We start from the raw sequence: 21,248 nt of genomic DNA, 5'->3' as shown, positions 1-21,248 counted from the left end.
GCAATGATTGCGGTTGCATCTAAAATTCCTCCGGCTAAATCCAGCCGAGACTGCTACGTTTAATCTTGAAGTGCAGGAACGTCACGGCCCGGACATTTTTTCGTCATGACGGCACTTTAGGCTGGTTGTGCAGGTCATTAGGCAACCCCTTTTCATAAAACAAGGAGTCAACCATGGACGATTACCAGGAAGAACTGCTCGAGTACCACGCCTTTGAACTGGATCCGCTGGATCCGGCCGATGATGCCACCGAGCTGTAAGACAGACGTCAGGCGGAATGCCGCTGACTGCGGCGAAATTCCCCTGGGGTCTGGCTGTTCCAGCGCTTGAAGGCCCGTTGAAAGGCTTCGGCTGAAGCAAAACCCAGCAAATAGGCAATTTCACCGAACGCCAGTTCGGTATCGCGAATGTAGGTCATGGCCAGGTCGCGGCGAGTGTCATTGAGAATCGCCCGAAACTGTGTCCCTTCTTCCGCCAGCTTGCGCCGCAAGGTCCAGGTCGGCAGTTTCAAACGTGCCGCCACTTCTTCCAGGTCGGGTTCCCGGCCACCATTGAGCATCGGCCCGAGCAACCGGGTAATGCGCTCGCGCAGGCTGCGGGTGCGCGTCAACTGCTCCAGTTCCCGTTCACACAACTGCACCAAGAGCTGCCAGGTACTCGGGCAATGTTCCGGGTTGCGCAGGGCCAGGGTCTGCTGGCTCAGGCGCAGTTGATTGTGCTCGGCGCCAAACTGGATCGGGCAGTCCCCCAGCACGCTGTAGCGCTCGCTGTAGTCGGGGGCCTGGAACTCGATTTCGATGCGCTGCGCCTGCACCGCTTGCACGCTCAGGCTCGACAATTGATGCAGCCAGCCGGCGATGATCGAGTCCACCACAAAGCGGTTATAGGCGTTGTACGGGCTGATGGAATAGAAGCGCAGCCAGGCGCCGTCGGCATCTTCGTGAAAACTCGACTGGCCACGATAGTTGGAACCGTACAAGGCTTCGAAACGCGTCAGGGTGCGGGCCGCTTCGCGCACGGTGGGCGCCTGGGCGGCGGCAACCCCGGCCAGGCCCGCCTGGCTCAAGCGGCTGAGCTGGCCCATGCGCAGGCCCAGGCCGGGGTCGCCGGTCAGTTGGATGGCCGCAAAGCCCAGGCGCATATAGCGCGGGATCGACAAGCGTGCGCCAGCTTCGGCCAGGCGTGCCGGGTCGAGGCCGTATTGCAGCAGCAACGGTTGCGGGTCCAGGCCATGGCTCTGGATGGCATCGGCCAGGGTGTGGACAAAGCCCACCGACAAATCCCCCAGCCGCACCGGCTTCATCGTGTTACAGCCACACGTTCAGCAGGCGGGCGCCACGGGCATTGCCGTCGGCGAACACCTGGCCGTTGCTGCTGAGGAAGCTTTGCCCGGCGCTGCCCATGTCAAAGAACTGCCCGCGCAGGAACACGCTCATGCCGGCAGTCGCCTGGCTGATGGGTTGCTGGCTGATCAGGGTCAGGCGGTGCCAGGCTTCGCCTTCGCTCAGCTCTTCGGGCTTGAGGCTGATCTCCGGCGGCGTCGACACGCTTTTGAAGCCGCGCCATGGCTTGTCCCAGGTTTCGCGGCCAATCACGAACGCCGGCACGGCCACCAGCGTCGCACCTTGCTCGTTGAGCTTGCGGTAGTTGTCGGGGTACCAGCTGTCGCTGCCGATCAGGATACCCAGGCGCCCGGCTGGAGTATCGACGACGCTGACGGTGTTTTCGTCGCCGGGTTCGATAAAGCCGCGCTCGTCGAAAATCGGATACAGCTGGCGTTGCGGCTGGCCCACCGCCAAGCCATCGCGGTCGAATACCACGCTGGTGTTGTACAGCGCGCCATGGCCGATCTGCAGTTGGCCCTGGCTCACGCTCGGGTTGGGCAGGGCGATGGAGCCGGCCACCAGGGTCACGCCGAACTCCTTGGCCAGGCCGCCGAACAGCACCTGATAGTCACGGGCCATGGCCGGGGCCTTCATGCGCAGGTAAGCGTCGTCGATGCGGTCATCGCCCTTGGCGCTGATCAACGCCCGCAGGAACAGCAGCGGGTTGCTCGCCGACAGCCAGTTCATCGCGTCCTTGAGGTTGGTGGCCTGATACAGCTCGTTCTTTTCGCCGCTGACCATCAGCCAGGTGCCGATATGTTCCGGCAGCACCACGATGGTCTTGTCGTTGACCAGGCCCTGGTCCCGGGCTTTTTGCAGGTAGGCCGCGAGTTTCAGGTGCAGGCGTTCCAGGCTCTGATAGTCGGCGGGGAACAGTTCCGGCTGGATGCCCAGCAGGTTGCCGCGGTCGGCGGGCACGCCTTCGTCGACGGCGAGGTTGATCCGCAGGTCGGACAGGTAATGGCCCACAGGACGCTCCTGGGTCCAGACCAGATAGGCGGAAACGGCGGCGACCAGGGCCATGATGAGGGTGAAGGCAAGAAGTTTACGCATGGGAAAAAGACAACGGACCGGGTGCAGGGTTCGGTACCTAGGGTAGGGCCCATGTACGCAGTTGCCAAGGGGCGCTGCGCATTTGGATCAATAAGTTGTCAGTTACGGTCATTGAGCGGCAACCGGCAGCCTCTTAGTCTGTGGGACATAAACCGATGGAAGGCCATTCGAGCTTTCCACGTCCCGTGATGATCCGTTGTGGAGCTGTACCATGACCGCTGCTGCCTACCCGCACCTGCTGGCCCCGTTGGACCTGGGTTTTACCACCCTGCGTAACCGCACCCTGATGGGCTCGATGCACACCGGCCTTGAAGAGAAACCCGGCGGCTTCGAGCGCATGGCGGCGTATTTTGCCGAGCGCGCCCGTGGCGGCGTGGGCCTGATGGTGACCGGCGGCATTGGCCCGAACGATGAAGGCGGGGTGTATGGCGGTGCAGCCAAGCTGACCACCGACGAAGAAGCGCAAAAGCACAAGATCGTGACCCAGGCGGTGCACGAGGCGGGCGGCAAGATCTGCATGCAGATCCTCCACGCCGGGCGTTATGCCTACAGCCCGAAACAGGTGGCACCGAGCGCGATCCAGGCGCCGATCAACCCGTTCAAGCCTAAAGAGCTGGACGAAGAGGGCATCGAAAAGCAGATCAACGATTTCGTCACCTGCTCGTTGCTGGCCCAGGTTGCCGAGTACGACGGCGTGGAAATCATGGGGTCCGAAGGCTACTTCATTAACCAGTTCCTCGCGGCCCACACCAACCACCGCACCGACCGTTGGGGCGGCAGCTACGAAAACCGCATGCGCCTGCCGGTGGAAATCGTGCGCCGGGTGCGCGACGCGGTAGGCCCGAACTTCATCATCATTTTCCGCCTGTCGATGCTCGACCTGGTGGAAGGCGGCAGCACCTGGGAAGAGATCGTGCAGTTGGCCAAGGCCATCGAGCAGGCCGGTGCGACCCTCATCAACACCGGCATCGGCTGGCACGAAGCGCGCATCCCGACCATCGCCACCAAGGTGCCGCGTGGTGCGTTCAGCAAGGTCACCGCGAAGTTGCGTGGCGCGGTGCAGATCCCGCTGATCACCACCAACCGCATCAACACCCCGGAAATCGCCGAGCAGATCCTGGCCGAAGGCGATGCCGACATGGTCTCGATGGCTCGCCCGTTCCTGGCCGACCCGGACTTCGTCAACAAGGCCGCCGAAGGCCGCGCCGATGAAATCAACACCTGCATCGGCTGCAACCAGGCGTGCCTGGACCACACCTTCGGCGGCAAGTTGACCACTTGCCTGGTCAACCCGCGTGCGTGCTACGAGACCGAGCTCAACTACTTGCCGGTCAAGCAGATCAAGAAAATCGCCGTGGTGGGTGCCGGCCCTGCGGGTCTGGCGGCGGCCACCGTTGCCGCCGAGCGCGGGCACCAGGTGACCCTGTTCGATTCGGCCAGCGAGATCGGCGGCCAGTTCAACATCGCCAAGCGCGTGCCGGGCAAGGAAGAGTTTTTCGAAACCCTGCGCTACTTCAAACGCAAGTTGCAGACCACCCATGTCGAGCTGTGCCTGAACACCCGGGTCGACGTCGGGCAACTGGTGGCGGGCGGTTACGACGAGATCATCCTGGCTACCGGCATCGCGCCGCGTACGCCGGCGATCCCGGGCGTGGAAAACGCCAAGGTGCTGAGCTACCTGGACGTGATCCTGGAGCGCAAGCCGGTGGGCCATCGCGTGGCGGTGATCGGTGCCGGCGGTATCGGGTTTGACGTGTCGGAATTCCTCGTGCACCAGGGCGTGTCCACCAGCCTGGACCGCGAGGCGTTCTGGAAAGAGTGGGGCATCGACACCCACCTGGAAGCCCGTGGCGGTGTGGCCGGGATCAAGCCCGAGCGCCATGCGCCGGCACGTGAAGTGTTCCTGTTGCAGCGCAAGGCTTCCAAGGTCGGCGACGGCCTGGGCAAGACCACCGGCTGGATCCACCGCACGGGCTTGAAGAACAAGCAGGTGCAAATGCTCAACAGCGTCGAGTACCTGAAGATCGACGATGAAGGCCTGCACATCCGCATCGGCGCCGAGGGTGAGCCGAAGCTGCTGGCGGTGGACAACATCGTTATCTGCGCCGGCCAGGACCCGCTGCGTGAACTGCAGGACGGCCTGTTGGCTGCCGGGCAGAATGTGCACCTGATCGGCGGTGCCGATGTGGCGGCCGAACTGGATGCCAAGCGCGCCATCAACCAGGGTTCGCGCCTGGCTGCCGAGCTGTAAAATCCCCCAAGGGGCGGTGGTAGACTACCGCCCCTTTTCTTGTGCAGAACTGCCCTCATGGGTCCTTTCGACTGGCTTCCTCACGCGCCCCTTGAACCCCTGAAGCTGGACTGGATGGGGTCGGTGGAGGTGGCTGTGTTGCGCCTGGATCGTATCGACCCGCTGATCAGCGGCAACAAGTGGTTCAAGCTTACCGAGCACCTGGCTCAAGGCCGGGAAGCCGGTGCCCGCGGGATCATCAGCCTGGGCGGCGCTTACTCCAATCACCTGCATGCACTGGCGGCGGCCGGGAAACGCTTTGGTTTCCCGACCGTGGGCCTGCTGCGTGGCCACCCGCAAGACACCCCCACAGTGCTCGACCTCAAAGCCTTTGGCATGCAGTTGCATTGGCTGGGGTATGGCGGCTATCGCGCACGCAATGAGCCGGATTTCTGGCTGCCGTGGCGTGAGGAGTATCCACACCTGCATCCGGTGCCCGAAGGTGGCGGTGGCCTGGCGGGGGCGTTGGGCTGCGGGGTGTTGGTGAGTCAGGCACAGGCGCAATTAAGCGGCCTGGGCTGGGCGGACTATCACGGTTGGTGGCTGGCGGCGGGCACCGGCACCACGCTGGCGGGATTGGTGCTGGCGGAGGCGGGCGCGCATCCGGTGTATGGCGCGCTGGCGGTGCCTGACGACCACGGGGTGGCGCAGCAGGTACAGGCGCTGGTGCAGGATGGTTATGAATTGCTGGACGCCAGCCGGGGCGGCTTTGCCAAGGTTGATCCGCAGTTGCTGGAATTTATCGACGCCACCGAGCAAGCCTGTGGCCTGCCGCTGGAGCCGCTGTACACCGGCAAGGCGTTACTGGCGTTGAAGCAGCGGATTGAGGCGGGGCACTTCGCTCCCGGCACCCGCCTGATCTTCGTCCACACCGGCGGCTTGCAAGGCCGCCGGGGTTTCCCTGTTGCACCCGGTTAATGTAGGAGCTGGCTTGCCTGCGATGCAGACACCGCGGTGTATCAGTGGCACCGAGGTGATGCTATCGCAGGCAAGCCAGCTCCCACACAAGCCAGCTGCCACATTCAATCCGGGGGTTACTGAATGCTCCCTCTCTTGCCCGGCATCATCCGCAGCGCGGTGTTATCGCGCAGGATGTAATGGTGAACGATCGCGGCCAACGCATGCAGCCCGATCAGCCAGTAACCGATCTTGCCGAACAGCACGTGCCAGCTTTCAATCTCCTTGGCCAGGGCTTTGTTTTCGGCAATCAGCGGCGGCAACTCGATGCCGTAGAACATCACCGAATGCCCCTCGGCGCTGACGATCAGCCAGCCGGCGATGGGCATGCCGATCATCAAGGCGTACAGCGCCAGGTGCATCAGGGTGGCGAGGAGGGTTTGCCATTGCGGCGGCGCCGGCACGATCTTCGGTGCCACACCCAGGCTGCGGGCGAACAACCGTAGCCACACCAGCACAAACACGGTCAGGCCGAACATGAAGTGCATTTCCACGATCAACGTACGGCCGCCGCTGCCTTTGGGAAACTGCCCGCGCAACTCAATGCAGGCGTAGACCACCGCCAGCAGCACCACCATCAGCCAGTGCAATGCGATCGACATGGTGCTGTAACGCGTATCGGAATTTTTCCAGGGCATCGCTTTCTTCCTCACTCATCAGGGCAAACCTCCGTTCTTTCGCGACGGAGTCCTTTCAATGTAAGCCTGTTTTAGCTTGTTTGCTCGGGGTCGGTCAGTTTTTTGTGAATAGGCTTTGTCATGTTGGGCAATGCCGGCGTCGGAAAAGAGCCTTGAGAAATGGGCAGGTACTCATACGAACCTGTAGGATTTTTTCTATTAAACGTGAATTAAATAAACCACCTATTGGAGGAGTTAATACCTTGCCTTATTACTGTGTGGTCGTACGGGGTTTCCAGATGTTGAAAGTTGGCGAGTTTTAGTGTGATAAGTTTTTTTTGAAAGGAAATATAGTAAATGAAAGTGTCTGTATGTTCTCTTGATTTGTGCTGGGGCGGCAGATGCTGAGCATTCAGACGTTTTTTTTACGGAAATGAGGGGGCGGCGTGTACTTCTGGCAAACTGTCCATGGTTAGTTGTTGACTAAGTATTTTAATTGAAATCTCTCTGGGTGTGACGATGCTTCCCGTTTAGGCGTAGGACGGCGACATATTCTGTTGAGTAGATGAATTGGATGATAGAGCGAGTTCGTGGGATCGTGGGTGTGTCCTACTTTGGACGGTGTAAGAGCGGCAGTTGTTGCCTGCTGTGAGGTGAGTTTCATCTGGCGTTGTCGCAAGGTGATGCATAACTTAATATTGCTTATTTTCTGGAGTTTAAATGATTAATTCTTTGTCGGTGCATGCCGCTGAAAACTACAAAGTCGAATCAGCGTTGCAGGGTTGGTCTGCTTCAGCAGCAAAAAGTGCTGATCCTGTCGGGTCGCGCTTGATTAATGCCCCATTGACTGGGGAACTTGGGAGTATTAAGGCTCAGGAGCAAATCGCCTCTTTGTTGCCCCTGTTAAGTGCACTGATTGCGTCCCTTAATCAGACGTTTAACAGTAAGCCGAAGGCGGTAGATGTGCCCGTCAATAATCGCTTGCTGAAGGATAAGTTGATGGCGGAAACAATTGACAAGACAGCGCCAGTGACGCCTAAGTTTGAAAATTATCCAGGGTTTTCCAATAAAAAGGTAGGGGAGGTGCCAGACAATATTTGGAACGGTGTTATGTTTGGTTTGTTGAGCAATGAATCCACGCTTGCGGTAATCAAGGCTGCAATGATGAAGTATGGCCAAAGCCCGCTGGGGATATATAAAAGCGTGGAAATTACCAGTAAGGGTTATGACATTGTAATGAGAGACGGGTTTAAGCTCAGCCTCACATTTCAGGAGCTTGGGCATGCGCGACTGGCATCGAAGTACTCTTATTCTGATATGGGAATGGGCAGGGACGTGGCCTTCCTGTACGCGGTGAGCACCAAGCGAGCGCAAATTGAAAATAAGTACGGTGATACTGAAAAAGGCCATGATCAAGCAATCCAGTTTATGAATGCCCGGCTGGACCCGATGCTCGGTTTCAAACTTTTGGGGTTGGAAGGGGACTTGCGTCCTACTACTTATGAAAAGCTCATGAAGGGCGGTGTGGGAATCGTTGTAGATGGTAATACAAATTTTGCGTTCGAGGGAAAGAGGGATGGGTGTACAAGGCCGTCTAATTTTCTTAATAATCATAAATATTTTGAACTTGTTTGATCGGTTCTACGTCGTTTTGCAAAAAAAATAGAAGTATTATAATTAATGCGAGGTTAAAATGAGTGGTATTTCAACGTCCTGCACTGCCAGTCAGGCAGTTAATAATGAATGTTTAAGTCTTTCACGTCCTCATGGATTTTCTGTTCCTGGCAAGCCGTCGGTGAACCCTATGAGTTCTAATGTGGAGGTGTTGCGTGGACCATTGGTCAATCAGCCATCTGCGGCAACGCCGGGTATAGCAGAAACTTTGGTTAGCCTCGTCACTCTGTTGATGTCCCTTATTGAACGTTTGCAGAATTCACCCCCAGGCGACGAGAAGAGGACTGATCAGAAAACCTCGGTGAACTCAAATAATAACAGTGTGGGTATAAATCCGGTGAGCAAAGAGGTACCGGTAGTTAATGTGAAGAGCGAGCGAATCTCGGGTATTTCCGGCAAGCCGGTGGGTGAGAAACCCACTGATGTGTGGCATGGGGTGACTGAAGGGGTCAAGCGTACCAGTCATTACCTTGCAGGCATAAAGGCGGCGATGGAGAAGTATGGCCAGAGCCCACTTGGCATATATAAAAGCATAGCTGAATCTGCTGATGCTTACGTGATTGAAATGAGAGATGGTTATAAAGTTACTTTGACTAAAAAGGAGCTTGAACACGCTCGATTGACCTTGGACTTCCGAGGGACGGACCCGGGGATGATTCAGGACACGGTGTTTATGTTTGCGGTGAGCGCCAAACGAGTCCAGGACATAGAAAGCTCCAAGTACACGCGCAAAAGTTTTGAAGGGGCGTTGGATAGCATGGGAGACTCGATAGTTACACATGGGTTGGAACGTTTAGGCTTGGGTGGACAGATGCGTGAAGTGACGTGGCAAGAGCTTGAAGCCAAAGGTGGTATTGGAGTGGTAGATATAGGGCAAGATGGGGGGCTGATGAAGGGAGGCTATGTGGATATGTTCGGACCCAGCAAATTAAAGGATTTGAGCATTTACGGCTATGGCGGTCTGTCATTCACTCACCGTGCATTCGAATTGATTTAGTTGTACTGCTTACAACTCGCTGGAGACTTCTTTTATTGAGAGTCCGATGGCAAGAATGAATGATTCATTTCTCACCTTGCAGGGGCAAGGTGAGATTTTTTGCTTTGCAAGCGCTTTTCACCTGCTGGCTGGGTATCAACTGCTCTGGGGCATATCACCTTCGCTCAAGCGTTTGTTGATATCGGCGATGATTCCAGGCAGGTCGGTGATGGTGTCGATCATGTAGTGCGGGCGCGAGCCTTCGAACATCGCCTGGATGCGCGTGCGTTCGCTGGCCAGCGTACCGGCGTCCAGGGCGCGAAACTGTTCGTAGGTCAGGCCCAGGGCGTTGCCGGAACAGGTCAGCGCCACGGTCCACATCCCGGCGCGACGGCCTTCGAGGATGCCCGGCACGGTGTCGTCGATCTTCACGCAGGCCGCTACATCATCAATCCCGAGGGCAATCACGTTGGCCAAAGCCTGGGCCGGCCATGGTCGGCCGTTGGGCACTTCGTCGGTAGCCACCACGTGGTCGGCGATGTAGCCGTTGGTGGCGGCCAGTTCGACCACCTTGTCCATCACCTGCTTGGGGTAGCCGGAGCACGAGCCGATCTTGATCCGTTGCTGGCGCAGGTTGGCGATGGTCTCCAGGGCGCCAGGGATCAGTGCCGAGTGCTCGGCGATTTTCTCGATCTGCAGCGGCATGAAACGCTGATAGATGGCGGTGACGTCATCGTCGGTGGGCGTGCGGCCAAAGGCCTTGCGGTAACGCTCGGCCACCTGCGGCTGGTCGCACAGGGTGCGGATGTGGTCCCACTTGCCCATGCCCATCGGGCCTCGGGCTTCTTCGATGGAGACCTGCACATCGAACTCGGCGAAGGCTTCGACAAAAATCTGCGTTGGTGCGAACGAGCCGAAATCGACCACGGTGCCGGCCCAGTCGAGGATCGCGGCTTGAAGCTGGGTTGGGTTTGCGTAGTTCATGGTTCAGATCCTGTTTAAAGGGGATTCATGTAGGAGCGAGCTTGCTCGCGAAGGTCGTTAACGATGACGCTGGCATGCTGGATGAACGCGGCGCCCTCAGGTTTTTCGCGAGCAAGCTCGCTCCTACAGGGGGGATTCAGTCTCAGATGTCGAGCACGTTCATTTCTTGCAGCACCTCGGCGACTGCCGCCACAGCTGCTTGCATTTCGGCCTGGTTCACATGGCCGATGCAGCCCACGCGGAAGGTCTCCACCTGGGTCAATTTGCCGGGATAAAGGATGAAACCCTTGGCCTTGACCCGCTCGTAGAATTCCTTGAACTGGTAGCGCGGGTCTTTCGGCGCGTGGAAGGTGACGATGATCGGTGCCTGGATCGCGGTGGGCAGGAAGCTGCGCAGGCCCAGTTCGGCCATGCCGTCCAGCAATGCCTGGCAGTTGTCGGCGTAGCGCCGGTGCCGGGCGGGCAGGCCGCCTTCTTCGTTGTATTGCAGCAGGGCTTCGTGCAATGCGGCGACGACGTGGGTCGGCGGGGTGAAGCGCCACTGGCCGGTCTTGGCCATGTAGGTGTGCTGGTCGAACAGGTCCATCGCCAGGGAATGGCTGTTGCCTTGGGCAGCGGCCAATGCCTGCTTTTGAGCGAACACAAAACCCATGCCCGGTACGCCTTCCAGGCACTTGCCGGAGGCGGCGATCAGTGCGTCGAACGGCACTTCACGGGCGTCGATCGGCAGCGCGCCGAAGGAACTCATGGCGTCGATGATCAGGCGCTTGCCGTGACGGGCGATGACCTGGGCGATCTCGGGCAGCGGGTTCAGGATCCCGGTGCTGGTTTCGCAATGGATCAGCGCGACGTGGGTGATGCCCTTGTCGGCCTGCAACAGGCGGTCGACGTCGGCGGCGGTGGTGGGTTCGTCTTCGGCGGTTTCAAAGGTGCTGAACGGGCGGCCGAGCACTTCGCAAATCTTCGCCAGGCGCTTGCCGTAGGCGCCGTTGATCAGCACCAGCACCTTGCCGTCACGCGGGACGAGGGTGCCGATGGCCGCTTCCACGGCGAAGGTGCCGCTGCCTTGCAAGGGCACGCAATGGTGGCTGTCGGTGCCGTTGACGATCACCAGCAGTTGCTCGCACAGGCTGGCGGTCAGTTGATTGAAGCGGTCATCCCATGAACCCCAGTCGACCATCATGGCCTGGCGGGTGCGGGCCGAGGTGGTCAAGGGCCCGGGGGTCAGCAGGATCGGCGCGGCAGTGCTCATTCTTGTGTCCTCGCAAAACAATGGGATGAAGTTACGGCGCCTAAATTGCAGTTTGGCTTGTCATCAATCAAATTGTTTGTTGTTATGCGAGCTATCAGTGAGGCCGATAGCTATGAACCTGTTTCAACTGCGTGCGTTTGATGCCGTGGCCCGGGAGAGCAGTTTTACCCGGGCGGCCGAGCGGCTGTTCATCAGCCAGCCGGCGGTGACCGGGCATATCAAGGCGCTGGAGGAGCACTACCAGATTGCGCTGCTGCGGCGTACCGCGCGGCGGGTGGAGTTGACCGAGGAGGGCACCAAGCTTGCGGCCATCACCCGGGCGATCTTCGGCCTGGTGGAAGAGGCGCAGACCTTGCTGGAGGCCAACCGGCAACTGCTCACCGGGCGCCTGGAGGTGGCGGCGGACGGGCCGCACATGGTCATGCCGATGCTGGCCAGCCTGCGGGAGCGCTACCCCGGGATTACCGTGAATTTGCGCTTGGGCAACGCCCAGGAAACCCTCGCGGCGCTGTTGTCGGAACGGGCCGATGTGGCGGTGTTGACGGAGGTGGAACCGCGCAAGGGCCTGCACCTGCAGCCGTTGATCGAGTCACGGATTTGCGCGCTGGTGCCTGCCGGGCATCCTTGGCTGGCAGAGCCTGAGGGGATTCGGCTGGAGCAGCTGGATCAGGTGATCATGGTGCTGCGTGAGCCGAGCTCGATCACCCGCCGCACGTTTGACGATGCTTGCGCCATGGCCGGCGTGCAGCCCAAGGTGTTGCTGGAGCTGGACAGCCGCGAGGCGGTGACGGAAGCGGTGGCGGCTGAATTGGGTGTGGGCGTGGTGTCGTCGATGGAGGTCAGCCGGGACCCACGGGTGCATGCGATTCCGATCCAGGGCGACGGGCTGGTGAACCGGCATGTGATCGGGTGCATGGAAAGGCGTCGGGAGTTGCGGTTGATTCAGGCGTTTTTCGAGTTGGCGCCCTGAGTGGGTGTTGGCTGAAGATCGAGTAGGCACCATCGCGGGCAAGCCCGCTCGCACAGTTGAATGATGTTCACAAATCAACATGCGGGAGCCGGGCTTGCCCGCGATGAGGCCCCTGAGTTCACCGCAAACTTTCCCGCACAATCTCCAGAAAAGTCGCCACCACCCGCCGTGAACTCTGCTCCTTCAGGCACACCAACGTTTCCTTCATCCGCTGGGTACAGTCGCGGATCGGCATCGCATACACCCGCGAATCCGCACCAAATTCCGCGGCAGACACCACGCCTACGCCAATCCCCACTACCACGGCCTCCCGCGCCGCTTCCCGGCCTTCCACCTGGATCGCCGGGCGAATCCGCAACCCGGCCTGGTGCATTTCCTGCTCCAGGGTCTGGCGGGTCACCGAGCCGATTTCCCGCAACACCAGCGGCGTGTCGTCCAGGTCTGCCAGGCAGATCGACTCGCGCCCCGCCCACGGGTGGTTGCGGGCGACGAACGCGAGCAATTGGTCATCCGGCAACGGCAGTGACAGCAGCCGCTCGTCGTCCACATCGCGGCCCAGCAGCGCCAGGTCGGCCTGGTAGTTGTACAGGCGAAACAGTGATTCATCGGTGTTGCCGGTTTCGATCTTCACGCTGATGCCCGGGTATAACTGGCAGAAGCGCGCAATCTGCGGCAGCACGTGCACAGGCGCATCCACCGCCAGGGTCAGGGTGCCGGTCTGCAAGGCCCGGGAATCCTGCAGCAGCTCCTCGGCTTCGGCTGCGACCGCAAACAGGCGCTGGGTGATACTCAGCAGCCGCTCCCCGAGGTCGGTCAACCGCACCGAGCGTTTGTTGCGGTGAAACAGCAGCACGCCGAAGCGTTCTTCGAGTTTGCGCACCTGGTCGGAAATGGCCGGCTGGCTGAGGAACAAGCGTTCGGCGGCGTGGGTAAAACTGCCGTGTACGGCCACCGCATGGAAGGCTTTGAGTTGGGCGTGGGACACCGACATCGCGAATCCTCTTACAAGCTCAGCTTATATTTGAAATACGATAAATCGATTTTACCTATTAGTCAGCCATTGCTTTGATAGCCCTCAGTCGCCGTAGGTTGAGTCCTACAACTTCGGCGGCCATGGGTCTTTTGCGTGCTTACCAGCGGGACTCATCTGACCAGTACCGCGCCCTCCGAGGCGCCGGTACTGCAGTGCTCAACAATAAAAATACAGGCGTTTGCTTTCCATTCTGCCGGCACACTCACACCTGAGGTCAGAACCACCATGAATACTCCCTTGAGTAACATCAAGCGTTGGCGCGTGCAGATTTTCGCCATCACCTGGCTGGCGTACGCGGCCTTCTATTTCACCCGCAAAGCTTTTTCGGTGGCCAAACTGGGGATCGTCGACGACCCGAGTTTCCCGCTGGACAAGATGATGATGGCCAACCTGGATGGCATTTACCTGGCGGCCTACGCCGTTGGCCAGTTCACCTGGGGCATGCTTGCCGACCGCTTCGGGCCGCGCGTGGTGGTGCTCGGCGGGTTGCTGATTTCGGCCGCCGCCGCCCTGGTGATGGGCACATTTGCCACCTTGCCGATCTTTGTCACCTGCATGTTGATCCAGGGCCTGGCCCAGTCCACCGGGTGGTCGGGGCTGTGCAAGAACCTTGGCAGTTTCTTCCCGGCGCAGCAGCGTGGGCGGGTGCTGGGCTTGTGGAGTTCGTGCTACGCCTTTGGCGGCCTGGTGGCGTCGCCGTTTGCCGGATGGTGGGCGTATACGCTGATCGGCACCTGGCACGCGGCGTTTATTTCCAGTGCCGCCGTGGTCGCGGTGGTGGCAGTGCTGTTTTTCATCTTCCAGCGCAACACGCCACAAGATGTGGGGTTGCCGGCGGTGGAGCCCGAGCCGGAGCAGACCGTCGCCGAAAAGAACGCCAGTGTGCTGGAGCCGTTGCGGGCCATCTTGCGCAACCGCACGGTGTTGACCCTGGGGCTGGCGTACTTTCTGTTGAAACCGGCGCGCTACGCCATCCTGTTGTGGGGGCCGGTGATTGTGTATGAGCAGATGCCGTCGGTGGGCAAGGTCGGCGCGGCGATTGTGCCCACGGCGTTCGAGTTGGCGGGGTTGCTGGGGCCGATCATGATCGGCATGGCCTCCGACAAACTCTTCGGCGCCCGGCGCATGCCGGCCTGTGTCCTCAGCCTGCTGGCGCTGACCGTGGCCCTTGCGTTGTTCATGGGCGCCTTGCACACCGGCAGCGTGGTGCTGGTGATGGCGCTGCTGTTTGTGATGGGCCTGACCCTGTACGGGCCGGATTCGATGATCAGCAGCACTGCGGCCATCGACTTCGGCACCGCCAAGGCCGGTGCGACGGCGGCGGGGTTCGTCAATGGCTGCGGCTCGGTAGGCGCGGTGCTCGGCGGCTTGTTGCCGGGCTACTTCGACACGGTCACGGTGTTTATCGTGTTTGCCGGCGCCGCGCTGTTTTCCTCGCTGGTGTTGATGCCCTACTGGAACGCGAGGCCGGCGGTGCTGGCGCAGGTGGGCGACTTCGTGCCGGACCGCGAGCGCGCAATCAATCCCTTGCGTACCTGAGGGGCATGGCCGGTTTTTTGGTGGATTAGAGTGTTTCAGCGCTATAAACTCTGCCCCCAAAGCGCCGGCCAGTAGACGTCTCGGCGCGATGGACATAAGAGAGTGAGTCATGGGCGCACAGTGGAAAGTCAAACATAAAGAAGCGGCATCCAATGCCAAGGGCAAGATCTTTGGCAAGCTGGTGAAAGAGATCACCATTGCCGCCCGCAACGGTGCCGACACCTCCACCAACGCACATTTGCGCCTGGTGGTGGAGCAGGCCAAAAAGGCCTCGATGCCCAAGGAAACCCTGGAACGCGCGATCAAGAAGGGCGCCGGTCTGCTCGGTGAGACCGTGCAATACCACCGTGTGACCTACGAAGGTTTTGCCCCGCACCAGGTGCCGCTGATCGTTGAATGCGTGACCGATAACATCAACCGCACCGTGGCGGAAATCCGCGTGGCGTTCCGCAAGGGCCAGCTCGGCGCTTCCGGCTCCGTGGCCTGGGACTTCAACCATGTGGGCCTGATCGAAGCTTCGCCGGACAGCCCGGACGCCGATCCGGAAATGGCCGCGATTGAAGCCGGTGCACAGGATTTCGAGGAAGGCGAAGAAGAGGGCACGACCCTGTTCATCACCGAGACCACCGACCTGGACGCCGTGCAGAAAGCCTTGCCGGAGCAGGGTTTTACTGTGTTGTCGGCCAAGCTGGGTTACATCTCGAAGAACCCGGTGAGCGGTTTGAGCGATGAGCAGATGGCTGAAGTCGAAGCTTTCCTGGAAGGCCTGGACAACCATGATGATGTGCAGGACATGTTTGTCGGGTTGGCGGGCTAACGCTTCGGCTTGTGTGGGAGCCGGGCTTGCCCGCGATGGCATCACCGCGGTTGTTCAGAGAAACCGAGGTGACCGCATCGCAGGCAAGCCAGCTCCCACATGAGCCGAGTTTCAAAGCAAGGTTTACCGTGCAGCTAAAATAGCCTCTATCTTGGCAAATCCAGGCCGGGCAAGCACATCCGGCTGGCAGCAGTTATCCCGCAAGGCTTCCAGCGCCGAGCGTTTCTCCTCGCTTAACCCCGTATCAATCCGTTCCAGCAACTCCCCCAGCAACACCCCGAACGCCCGCACTTCGATGCGCTGCAACGCCCTGGTTTCCAGGCTGTCGGCAGTGGCATGAAACGAAGCGGCACCAAAGTCCCCAAGCAAACACTCACCGGCTTCATTCCATAGAATGTTATGGCCGTACAAATCGCCATGGGTGATGCCTTGCTCGTGCAGGTGCGCCGCCACCGAGGCGATGCCCCGGGCCATGCGCTGCGCCACTTCGGCGCTGAAGCGGGTCGTGGGTTCGTAGATATCCCGGGTACACGACGCCAGGCTCGGCAGCGCCGCGAGGTTGCGGTAGCTCGGGTCGATCAGTTGCATCACCAGCGCCGCCTGGCCATCGGGATGTTCGACGACCCGGCCTTCCACTCTGATCAAATTGGCATGCAACCCGGCAGCGATGCAGGCGTGCATTTCGTGCAGCGGCGAGCCGTCACTGGTAATGCTGCCTTTATACAGTTTGACCGCCACCGCTTTGGCGGGCCCGGTGGGCGGTGTCCAGGACGCCTTGCGGATGATCCCGGAAGCGCCTTCCCCCAGCACTTCGCCCAGCACCAGCTCGGACCAGGGAATGTTCGGCGTCGCGTCAACGCGAGCCTCTTCCACGGCCATCTCCACCGGGTTGCCGGCGTAGGCCAGCCAGGTCAGGCTCGGCAGTGTCAGCAGCCAGTCGGGCAGGCGGGTCAGGCGGTTGGAGGCGATGCGGAGCAGTTCGAGGTTTTTGCACTGGGCCAGGCTTTGCGGCAGGTGCTCCAGGTGGTTACCGGCCAGCATCAGTTTTTGCAGCAACGGCCGTTCGCCCAGCTCGTTTGGTAACTCGGTGATGCAGTTGTCGGTGAGGATCAGCCAGCGCAGCAAGGGCGGCAGGGCGGCCGCCGGAACGTGGCTGATCCGGTTCGACTTGAAGCCGATCATGCTCAACTGCGCGCACTGGCCCAGGCATTCGGGCAGTTCGGTGAAGGCGTTTTCCGAACAGAACAGTACGCGCAAATGGGGCAGGCGGTGCAGGTCATCCGGCAGGCTGCTGAGGGCGTTGCCGGTGAGGTTGAGGATTTCCAGGGAGTCGGCCAGGTCGAAGATTTCCCGGGGGAACTCGGTCAGCCCGCAGCGCAGGTCCAGGCGTTTGATACCGGCCAATTGGCCGGCCTTGAGTTGGGCAAGGGTATCCATGAACAGCGCGTCACTCGGCAATAGGGGCGTGAATGGCGCTCATGATAGCGGGTTGTGGCCCGATCTTCTGCAACTGCCCCAGGCGGCTGGCGGTGCGCGCCAGATCGATGGCCTGGCCACTCAGGGATGGCTCCAGCGCCTGCTCGGCGATCAGCACCAGATGTTTGTCCTGGTCGTAGAGCACGTCCACCAGGTTGATGAACCGTTGCTGCGCGGCAATCGGGCAGTCCGCCAGGTACGGCAGGCCGTCGATGATCCAGCGGTCGTAATCGCGGCACAGCTGCAAGTAGTCCATGACGGCGGTCGGTTGGTCGCACAGGTCGCTGAAGGTGAAGGCGATGCTGCGGCCCTGCTGCCAGCGGGCAATCAGTTGCCGGGCACCGACGGTCAGGCTGATGGGCGCGTGATCGGCTGAGGGCAGTTCCAGGGCTTCACGTTGTGCGGGAGTACCCGGCCACACGAACTGGCCCGCCGTGAAGCGTTGATCGCCATGGGCCTGGGCGAGGCCTCGATAGTCCTGCGGGGCGCTGACTTCCATGACGTCCATGCGTGCACTGATCAGCTCGATCACCGGTTTGAAGCGCTGGTGGTACAACGGGTTCGGCAGCAGCCCTTCCGGCGGGTAATTGGACGTCACGAGCACCCAGACCCCGCGCCGGAACAGGGCCTTGAACAGGCGACTGATCAGCATCGCATCGCCGATGTCATGCACATGAAACTCGTCGAAGCACAGCACGCGGCAGCCTTCGAGCAGCTCATCCAGGGTTGTGGCCAGGGCATCGCGCTGCTGGCGATGGGCAAACATGCCGCGGTGCAGGCGGGCGAAAAAGTCGTGGAAGTGCACGCGCTGCTTCTCGGCAATCGGCAGCGCCTGGAAAAAACCGTCCAGCAGCCAGCTTTTGCCCCGGCCCACGGCGCCGTGCAGGTACAGGCTGCGGGCAGGGCGCCCGGCCAGCAGATGGGCGGTTTGCCGGGCCATGGTCTCGATGACCTGCACCTGGCTGGGGCTGAGGGTGTAGCCCTGTTGGCGGGCCTTGTCCTGGAAAAATGCCGCGATGCCGGGGTCGGCGTCGCTCGCCGCAGGTTTACCCAGCAACCGTTTGAGCAGGGGCGGTAAAGCAGCCAATGTTTGTCACTCTGTGTTTCGGTGGTCGCTCACTTTAGAGCGCCGGTTGCGGTTTGACCAATAGAGATGCGCGCCGCGAGCTATCTGGAAACGGCATGGCTGAATGGATCCAAACGAATGATCCGACTGGCGTAATCCCCTTGAGTGACTACCCTCATACACAGCAGTCACCCCTGTATAAGGATTTGGGGCAGTGAAGGGACAAGCAGTCTTGGCATTCATGAGCGCGATGCTCTGCAACACGGTTTATGGCGCTCAGCTCCAGGTTGAAGTGCGCATCGACGTGCAGCGGGGCTGCCAGTTGGTGGGCACCGCCCGCGAGGCCGGCATCGAGCAGCTTGGGGTGCTGGATTTTGGCAGCAGTTCCCGGCTGGATGACCCGGCAGGCCCGTTGAGTGCCGCCTTGATCAGCCAGCGCCAGCCGCGCCTGGAGTGCAACCCGGACACGCCGTATCAGATGCGCGTCGACGGCGGCCTGCATGGCGGCGTGGGTGAAGTGCGCTACCTGGGCGCCGCTACCCCTTCGATCAAACCCATTCCATACCGAATTTATGCCGACGCCGCGCGCCGCATCCCCTTGGCCGTGGACGTGCCGGTGAGTGGCCGCGTACCCGACTCCGGCAGCGTGGACTTGCCCCTCTATGGGCGCATCGAGCCGCTCAAGGACATCCCGGCGGTGGGGCGTTATTCCGACCTGCTCAAAGTGACGGTGACATGGTAAGCCGCGTCGTGGCCTGCATCGCGCTGGGCGGCCTGTTGCTCCTGGCGGATGACGCCCAGGCGGCCGCCGTGAACGGGCAGATTCATGCGCGGCTGGTAATCACCGCCAGTTGCCAGGTGAGCAAAGGCGCCGACAGCGCGCCGGTCAGCCCTGATGGCGGCTCGGCCGTGCTGGACTTTGGCAGCCATGGGCCCACCTGGGACAACCGCCTGGGGGCCAGCGTCAGTGACGGCGACAAGGCGGCACTGGCGGTGTCTTGCAACCCTTCGCTGGTCAGCAGTTTCACCGTGACCATCGACGGCGGCGCCCATGGCGACGGCACTACCCGGCGCCTGAGCAATGGCCGCCAAACCATACCGTATCGGCTCTCGGCCGACCCCGCGGGCCGCAACACCTACAGCATCGGCCAGCAACGCAATTTCGTCGTGACCAAGGGCGCACAAGTACCGATCCCGGTATTCGGCTCGGTGGTGGCGAATACCAGGGCCCTACCGGCCGGCATCTACACAGACACCCTGACGGTGACTCTGGATTGGTAAACCATGAGGATGGACATCATGCATGCACTTGTCTCGAAAGCAGTTTTTCCATTAATCGCGCTGGTGTGGGTGTCGGGGTCCCAGGCGGCCACCACGGTCACCGGGCAGATCAGCTCGACCCTGATCCTGACCAACAGTTGCCTGGTCAACGGCGCGGGCGGCACCACCGGTTTGAACTTCGGTACGATCAATTTCGGTACCACCAACAGCCAGTTCACCACGCAGTCCGGCCAGGTGCTGGGCGGCGGCGGGGGGGCGTTGTCGGTGCAGTGTTCCTCGGGCACCTCGCCGGTGATCACCGTGGGCGCGGGTTCCCATGACGGCCAATCCACCGGCGGCACTCGGGCGTTGTACGACGGCGTCGCCAATTACGTGCCGTACGACTTCTACACCGACACCGGGCACTCATCGATCCTGGCGATCAACGGCACCATCAACCTGGCCCCGAGCACCGGCGTTGCGCAAACCGTGAATATCTACGGCCAGGCCGTGGGCAAGGCGGGGCTGCCGGCCGGTACCTACACCGACACGGTGTCCGTGCAACTGACGTTCTAATGCGATGAAGCGGGCTTGCTGGGCGACGCTGGCGGTCATCACGGGTTGCGGGATGCCGTTGTCGTTGTTGGCGGTGACCAGCCAGACGATCCAGGTCAGCGCGACGATTGCCGCGGGCTGCCTGGTGGTGGGCGGCGGCACGAATTACGGCAGCCTGGCGTTCGGCACTTATTCGGCGCTGGCCACCAGCACGGTGTCGGTGGCGCTGAGCAGCGGGGTCACGCTGCAATGCACGCCGGGGGTCACCCTGAACATGAGCGTCGACGGGGGGAAGTACAACGTCAGCGGCCGGCACATGCAGCTCAATAGCGGCAGTGCCCAGGTGGCGTATCAACTGTTTCGGGACGCGGCGCTGAGCCAGAGCCTGGGGATCAGCCAAAGCGTGAGCGTGGCCTACAGCAATGCAAACGCGATAACCCTGCCGATTTACGGCCGGGTGGTGTTACCGGGTAATCAGCCTGGGGGGACGTACAGCGACGTGCTGCAGGTGCAGCTGTCCTGGTAAGGCGATTGGCAGAAGGAGTGGGATTTATGTGTGCAGCTTCCCGGCGGTTGTGGGTTGCGGGTTTGGTTGGCTGGGTAGTGTTGGGCGCAGGACAGGTACAGGCCGCCAGCTCCGTGCTGATCTGGCCTATTGACCCGGTGCTGGAGGCCGATCAACAGGCCAGCGCCTTGTGGTTGGAGAACCGTGGTAACGAGACCGCCAACCTGCAGATTCGGGTGTTTGCCTGGAGCCAGGGCGGGTTTGACGAGCAGTACCAGAACCAGCGCGATGTGATTGGCAGCCCGCCGGTGGCGAAGATCGAGCCGGGACAAAAGCAGTTGGTGCGCCTGACCCGTACCCGGGAAGTGCCGCCGGGCCAGGAGTTGGCCTACCGGATCATCATCGATGAAATTCCTGCCGCGGCCCCGGAAACCCCCGCTGCCGATGGCAAGACCGCCGCCGCGATCCGCTTTCAGATGCGCTATTCCGTGCCCTTGTTCGCCTACGGTACAGGCCTGTGGAGCAAGGAAGATGCGACCCGTCAGCGCGACCCCAAGGGGGCGGGCAAGCCTGACCTGAGCTGGAAGAAAGTTACCGTTGGCGGGCGCAACTATGTGGAGATGCGCAACCAAGGCGCGGTGCATGCGCGGCTGACCGACGTCGCCTTCAAGCAGGGCGGGCAAACCCGGCCGCTGGTGGACGGCCTGCTGGGCTATGTGCTGCCGGGGGCGACCATGCGCTGGCCGGTGCCAGAGGGTGTGGCGGGCGACCAGCCGTTGCAGGTACGGGTCAATGGCGCGACGCAACTGGAGAGCCTTGCACCCGCACGGTAACGCAAC

Annotated in this window: 20 protein-coding genes and 1 pseudogene; 13 read left to right on the top strand and 8 right to left on the bottom strand. The window is 61.0% G+C overall.

Annotated features, from left to right (window positions below; all coding sequences use genetic code 11):
* Positions 1-268: 268 nt before the first annotated feature.
* Both M2400_RS24000 and M2400_RS23995 read right to left on the bottom strand, forming a co-directional pair.
* Positions 269-1,303, bottom strand: a complete 1,035-nt coding sequence (locus tag M2400_RS24000) for an AraC family transcriptional regulator (RefSeq protein ID WP_259198567.1) — start codon at positions 1,301-1,303, stop codon at positions 269-271.
* Between the two features lie 4 nt (positions 1,304-1,307).
* A complete protein-coding gene (locus M2400_RS23995; protein WP_177048304.1) occupies positions 1,308-2,438 on the bottom strand; it encodes a carbon-nitrogen hydrolase family protein in 1,131 nt (376 codons plus the stop codon).
* Between the two features lie 211 nt (positions 2,439-2,649).
* Between M2400_RS23995 and M2400_RS23990 the strand changes: the two genes are divergently transcribed.
* Positions 2,650-4,689, top strand: coding sequence for an NADPH-dependent 2,4-dienoyl-CoA reductase (locus M2400_RS23990; protein WP_259198570.1), 2,040 nt, complete (start codon positions 2,650-2,652; stop codon positions 4,687-4,689).
* A gap of 57 nt (positions 4,690-4,746) precedes the next feature.
* Positions 4,747-5,646, top strand: a complete 900-nt coding sequence (locus tag M2400_RS23985; protein ID WP_259198571.1) for a 1-aminocyclopropane-1-carboxylate deaminase/D-cysteine desulfhydrase — start codon at positions 4,747-4,749, stop codon at positions 5,644-5,646.
* 116 nt (positions 5,647-5,762) lie between these two features.
* Here M2400_RS23985 and M2400_RS23980 read toward each other — a convergent pair whose 3' ends face one another.
* Positions 5,763-6,323 (bottom strand): cytochrome b, encoded by a 561-nt coding sequence (locus M2400_RS23980; protein ID WP_259198573.1) that lies wholly within the window; start codon positions 6,321-6,323, stop codon positions 5,763-5,765.
* Between the two features lie 699 nt (positions 6,324-7,022).
* On the opposite strand from M2400_RS23980, the gene M2400_RS23975 reads away from it, so the two are divergent.
* Positions 7,023-7,937: a hypothetical protein gene (locus tag M2400_RS23975; protein WP_259198574.1), complete on the top strand. Its 915-nt coding sequence runs from the start codon at positions 7,023-7,025 to the stop codon at positions 7,935-7,937.
* A 58-nt stretch (positions 7,938-7,995) separates the two neighbouring features.
* Positions 7,996-8,973 (top strand): hypothetical protein, encoded by a 978-nt coding sequence (locus M2400_RS23970; protein ID WP_259198576.1) that lies wholly within the window; start codon positions 7,996-7,998, stop codon positions 8,971-8,973.
* A gap of 135 nt (positions 8,974-9,108) precedes the next feature.
* Here the strand turns inward: M2400_RS23970 and phnX are convergent, their stop codons facing one another.
* Positions 9,109-9,936, bottom strand: a complete 828-nt coding sequence (phnX, locus tag M2400_RS23965; protein WP_259198578.1) for a phosphonoacetaldehyde hydrolase — start codon at positions 9,934-9,936, stop codon at positions 9,109-9,111.
* Positions 9,937-9,959: 23 nt separating this feature from the next.
* On the opposite strand from phnX, the pseudogene M2400_RS33430 reads away from it, so the two are divergent.
* Positions 9,960-10,064: pseudogene (locus M2400_RS33430) on the top strand (outer membrane lipoprotein carrier protein LolA); the annotation flags it as partial.
* 14 nt (positions 10,065-10,078) lie between these two features.
* On the opposite strand, the gene M2400_RS23960 reads toward M2400_RS33430, so the two are convergent.
* On the bottom strand, positions 10,079-11,188 hold the full coding sequence (locus M2400_RS23960; RefSeq protein WP_259198580.1) for a 2-aminoethylphosphonate--pyruvate transaminase: 1,110 nt from the start codon (positions 11,186-11,188) through the stop codon (positions 10,079-10,081).
* Positions 11,189-11,300: 112 nt separating this feature from the next.
* On the opposite strand from M2400_RS23960, the gene M2400_RS23955 reads away from it, so the two are divergent.
* Complete coding sequence (locus tag M2400_RS23955; RefSeq protein WP_259198582.1) at positions 11,301-12,158, top strand: LysR substrate-binding domain-containing protein; 858 nt, start codon at positions 11,301-11,303, stop codon at positions 12,156-12,158.
* Positions 12,159-12,276: 118 nt separating this feature from the next.
* On the opposite strand, the gene M2400_RS23950 is transcribed toward M2400_RS23955, so the two are convergent.
* The gene (locus tag M2400_RS23950) at positions 12,277-13,149 is read right to left on the bottom strand and encodes a LysR substrate-binding domain-containing protein (RefSeq protein WP_003212428.1); all 873 of its coding nucleotides are present in this window, start codon (positions 13,147-13,149) and stop codon (positions 12,277-12,279) included.
* 267 nt (positions 13,150-13,416) lie between these two features.
* Between M2400_RS23950 and M2400_RS23945 the strand changes: the two genes are divergently transcribed.
* Complete coding sequence (locus M2400_RS23945; RefSeq protein WP_026077889.1) at positions 13,417-14,730, top strand: MFS transporter; 1,314 nt, start codon at positions 13,417-13,419, stop codon at positions 14,728-14,730.
* A gap of 109 nt (positions 14,731-14,839) precedes the next feature.
* Positions 14,840-15,547 carry a YebC/PmpR family DNA-binding transcriptional regulator gene (locus M2400_RS23940; protein ID WP_177048312.1) on the top strand — a complete coding sequence of 236 codons (708 nt, stop codon included), beginning with the start codon at positions 14,840-14,842 and terminating at the stop codon, positions 15,545-15,547.
* Between the two features lie 123 nt (positions 15,548-15,670).
* On the opposite strand, the gene M2400_RS23935 is transcribed toward M2400_RS23940, so the two are convergent.
* Both M2400_RS23935 and zapE read right to left on the bottom strand, forming a co-directional pair.
* Positions 15,671-16,984 carry a leucine-rich repeat-containing protein kinase family protein gene (locus M2400_RS23935; RefSeq protein WP_259198588.1) on the bottom strand — a complete coding sequence of 438 codons (1,314 nt, stop codon included), beginning with the start codon at positions 16,982-16,984 and terminating at the stop codon, positions 15,671-15,673.
* 10 nt (positions 16,985-16,994) lie between these two features.
* Positions 16,995-18,110 carry a cell division protein ZapE gene (gene zapE, locus M2400_RS23930; protein WP_259198589.1) on the bottom strand — a complete coding sequence of 372 codons (1,116 nt, stop codon included), beginning with the start codon at positions 18,108-18,110 and terminating at the stop codon, positions 16,995-16,997.
* 229 nt (positions 18,111-18,339) lie between these two features.
* On the opposite strand from zapE, the gene M2400_RS23925 reads away from it, so the two are divergent.
* From M2400_RS23925 to M2400_RS23905, 5 genes are read left to right on the top strand one after another with little or no spacing between them, the layout of a single operon-like run.
* Positions 18,340-18,831: a spore coat U domain-containing protein gene (locus tag M2400_RS23925; RefSeq protein ID WP_177048348.1), complete on the top strand. Its 492-nt coding sequence runs from the start codon at positions 18,340-18,342 to the stop codon at positions 18,829-18,831.
* A complete protein-coding gene (locus M2400_RS23920; RefSeq protein WP_177048317.1) occupies positions 18,825-19,370 on the top strand; it encodes a spore coat protein U domain-containing protein in 546 nt (181 codons plus the stop codon). Before M2400_RS23925 ends, M2400_RS23920 begins: the two co-directional genes overlap by 7 nt.
* 18 nt (positions 19,371-19,388) lie before the next feature.
* Positions 19,389-19,925 carry a spore coat U domain-containing protein gene (locus tag M2400_RS23915; protein WP_259198591.1) on the top strand — a complete coding sequence of 179 codons (537 nt, stop codon included), beginning with the start codon at positions 19,389-19,391 and terminating at the stop codon, positions 19,923-19,925.
* Positions 19,926-19,929: 4 nt separating this feature from the next.
* Entirely contained in the window at positions 19,930-20,430 is a 501-nt protein-coding gene (locus M2400_RS23910) for a spore coat U domain-containing protein (protein WP_177079362.1), read from the top strand.
* Between the two features lie 26 nt (positions 20,431-20,456).
* Entirely contained in the window at positions 20,457-21,242 is a 786-nt protein-coding gene (locus M2400_RS23905; RefSeq protein WP_177048323.1) for a molecular chaperone, read from the top strand.
* Positions 21,243-21,248: the final 6 nt, after the last annotated feature.

The sequence above is a fragment of the Pseudomonas sp. BIGb0558 genome (assembly GCF_024807515.1).
GTDB classification, from domain to species: domain Bacteria; phylum Pseudomonadota; class Gammaproteobacteria; order Pseudomonadales; family Pseudomonadaceae; genus Aquipseudomonas; species Aquipseudomonas yamanorum_A.
The sequence above is the reverse complement of the archived record's forward strand: the minus strand, read 5'-3'. Positions and strand labels throughout refer to the sequence as shown.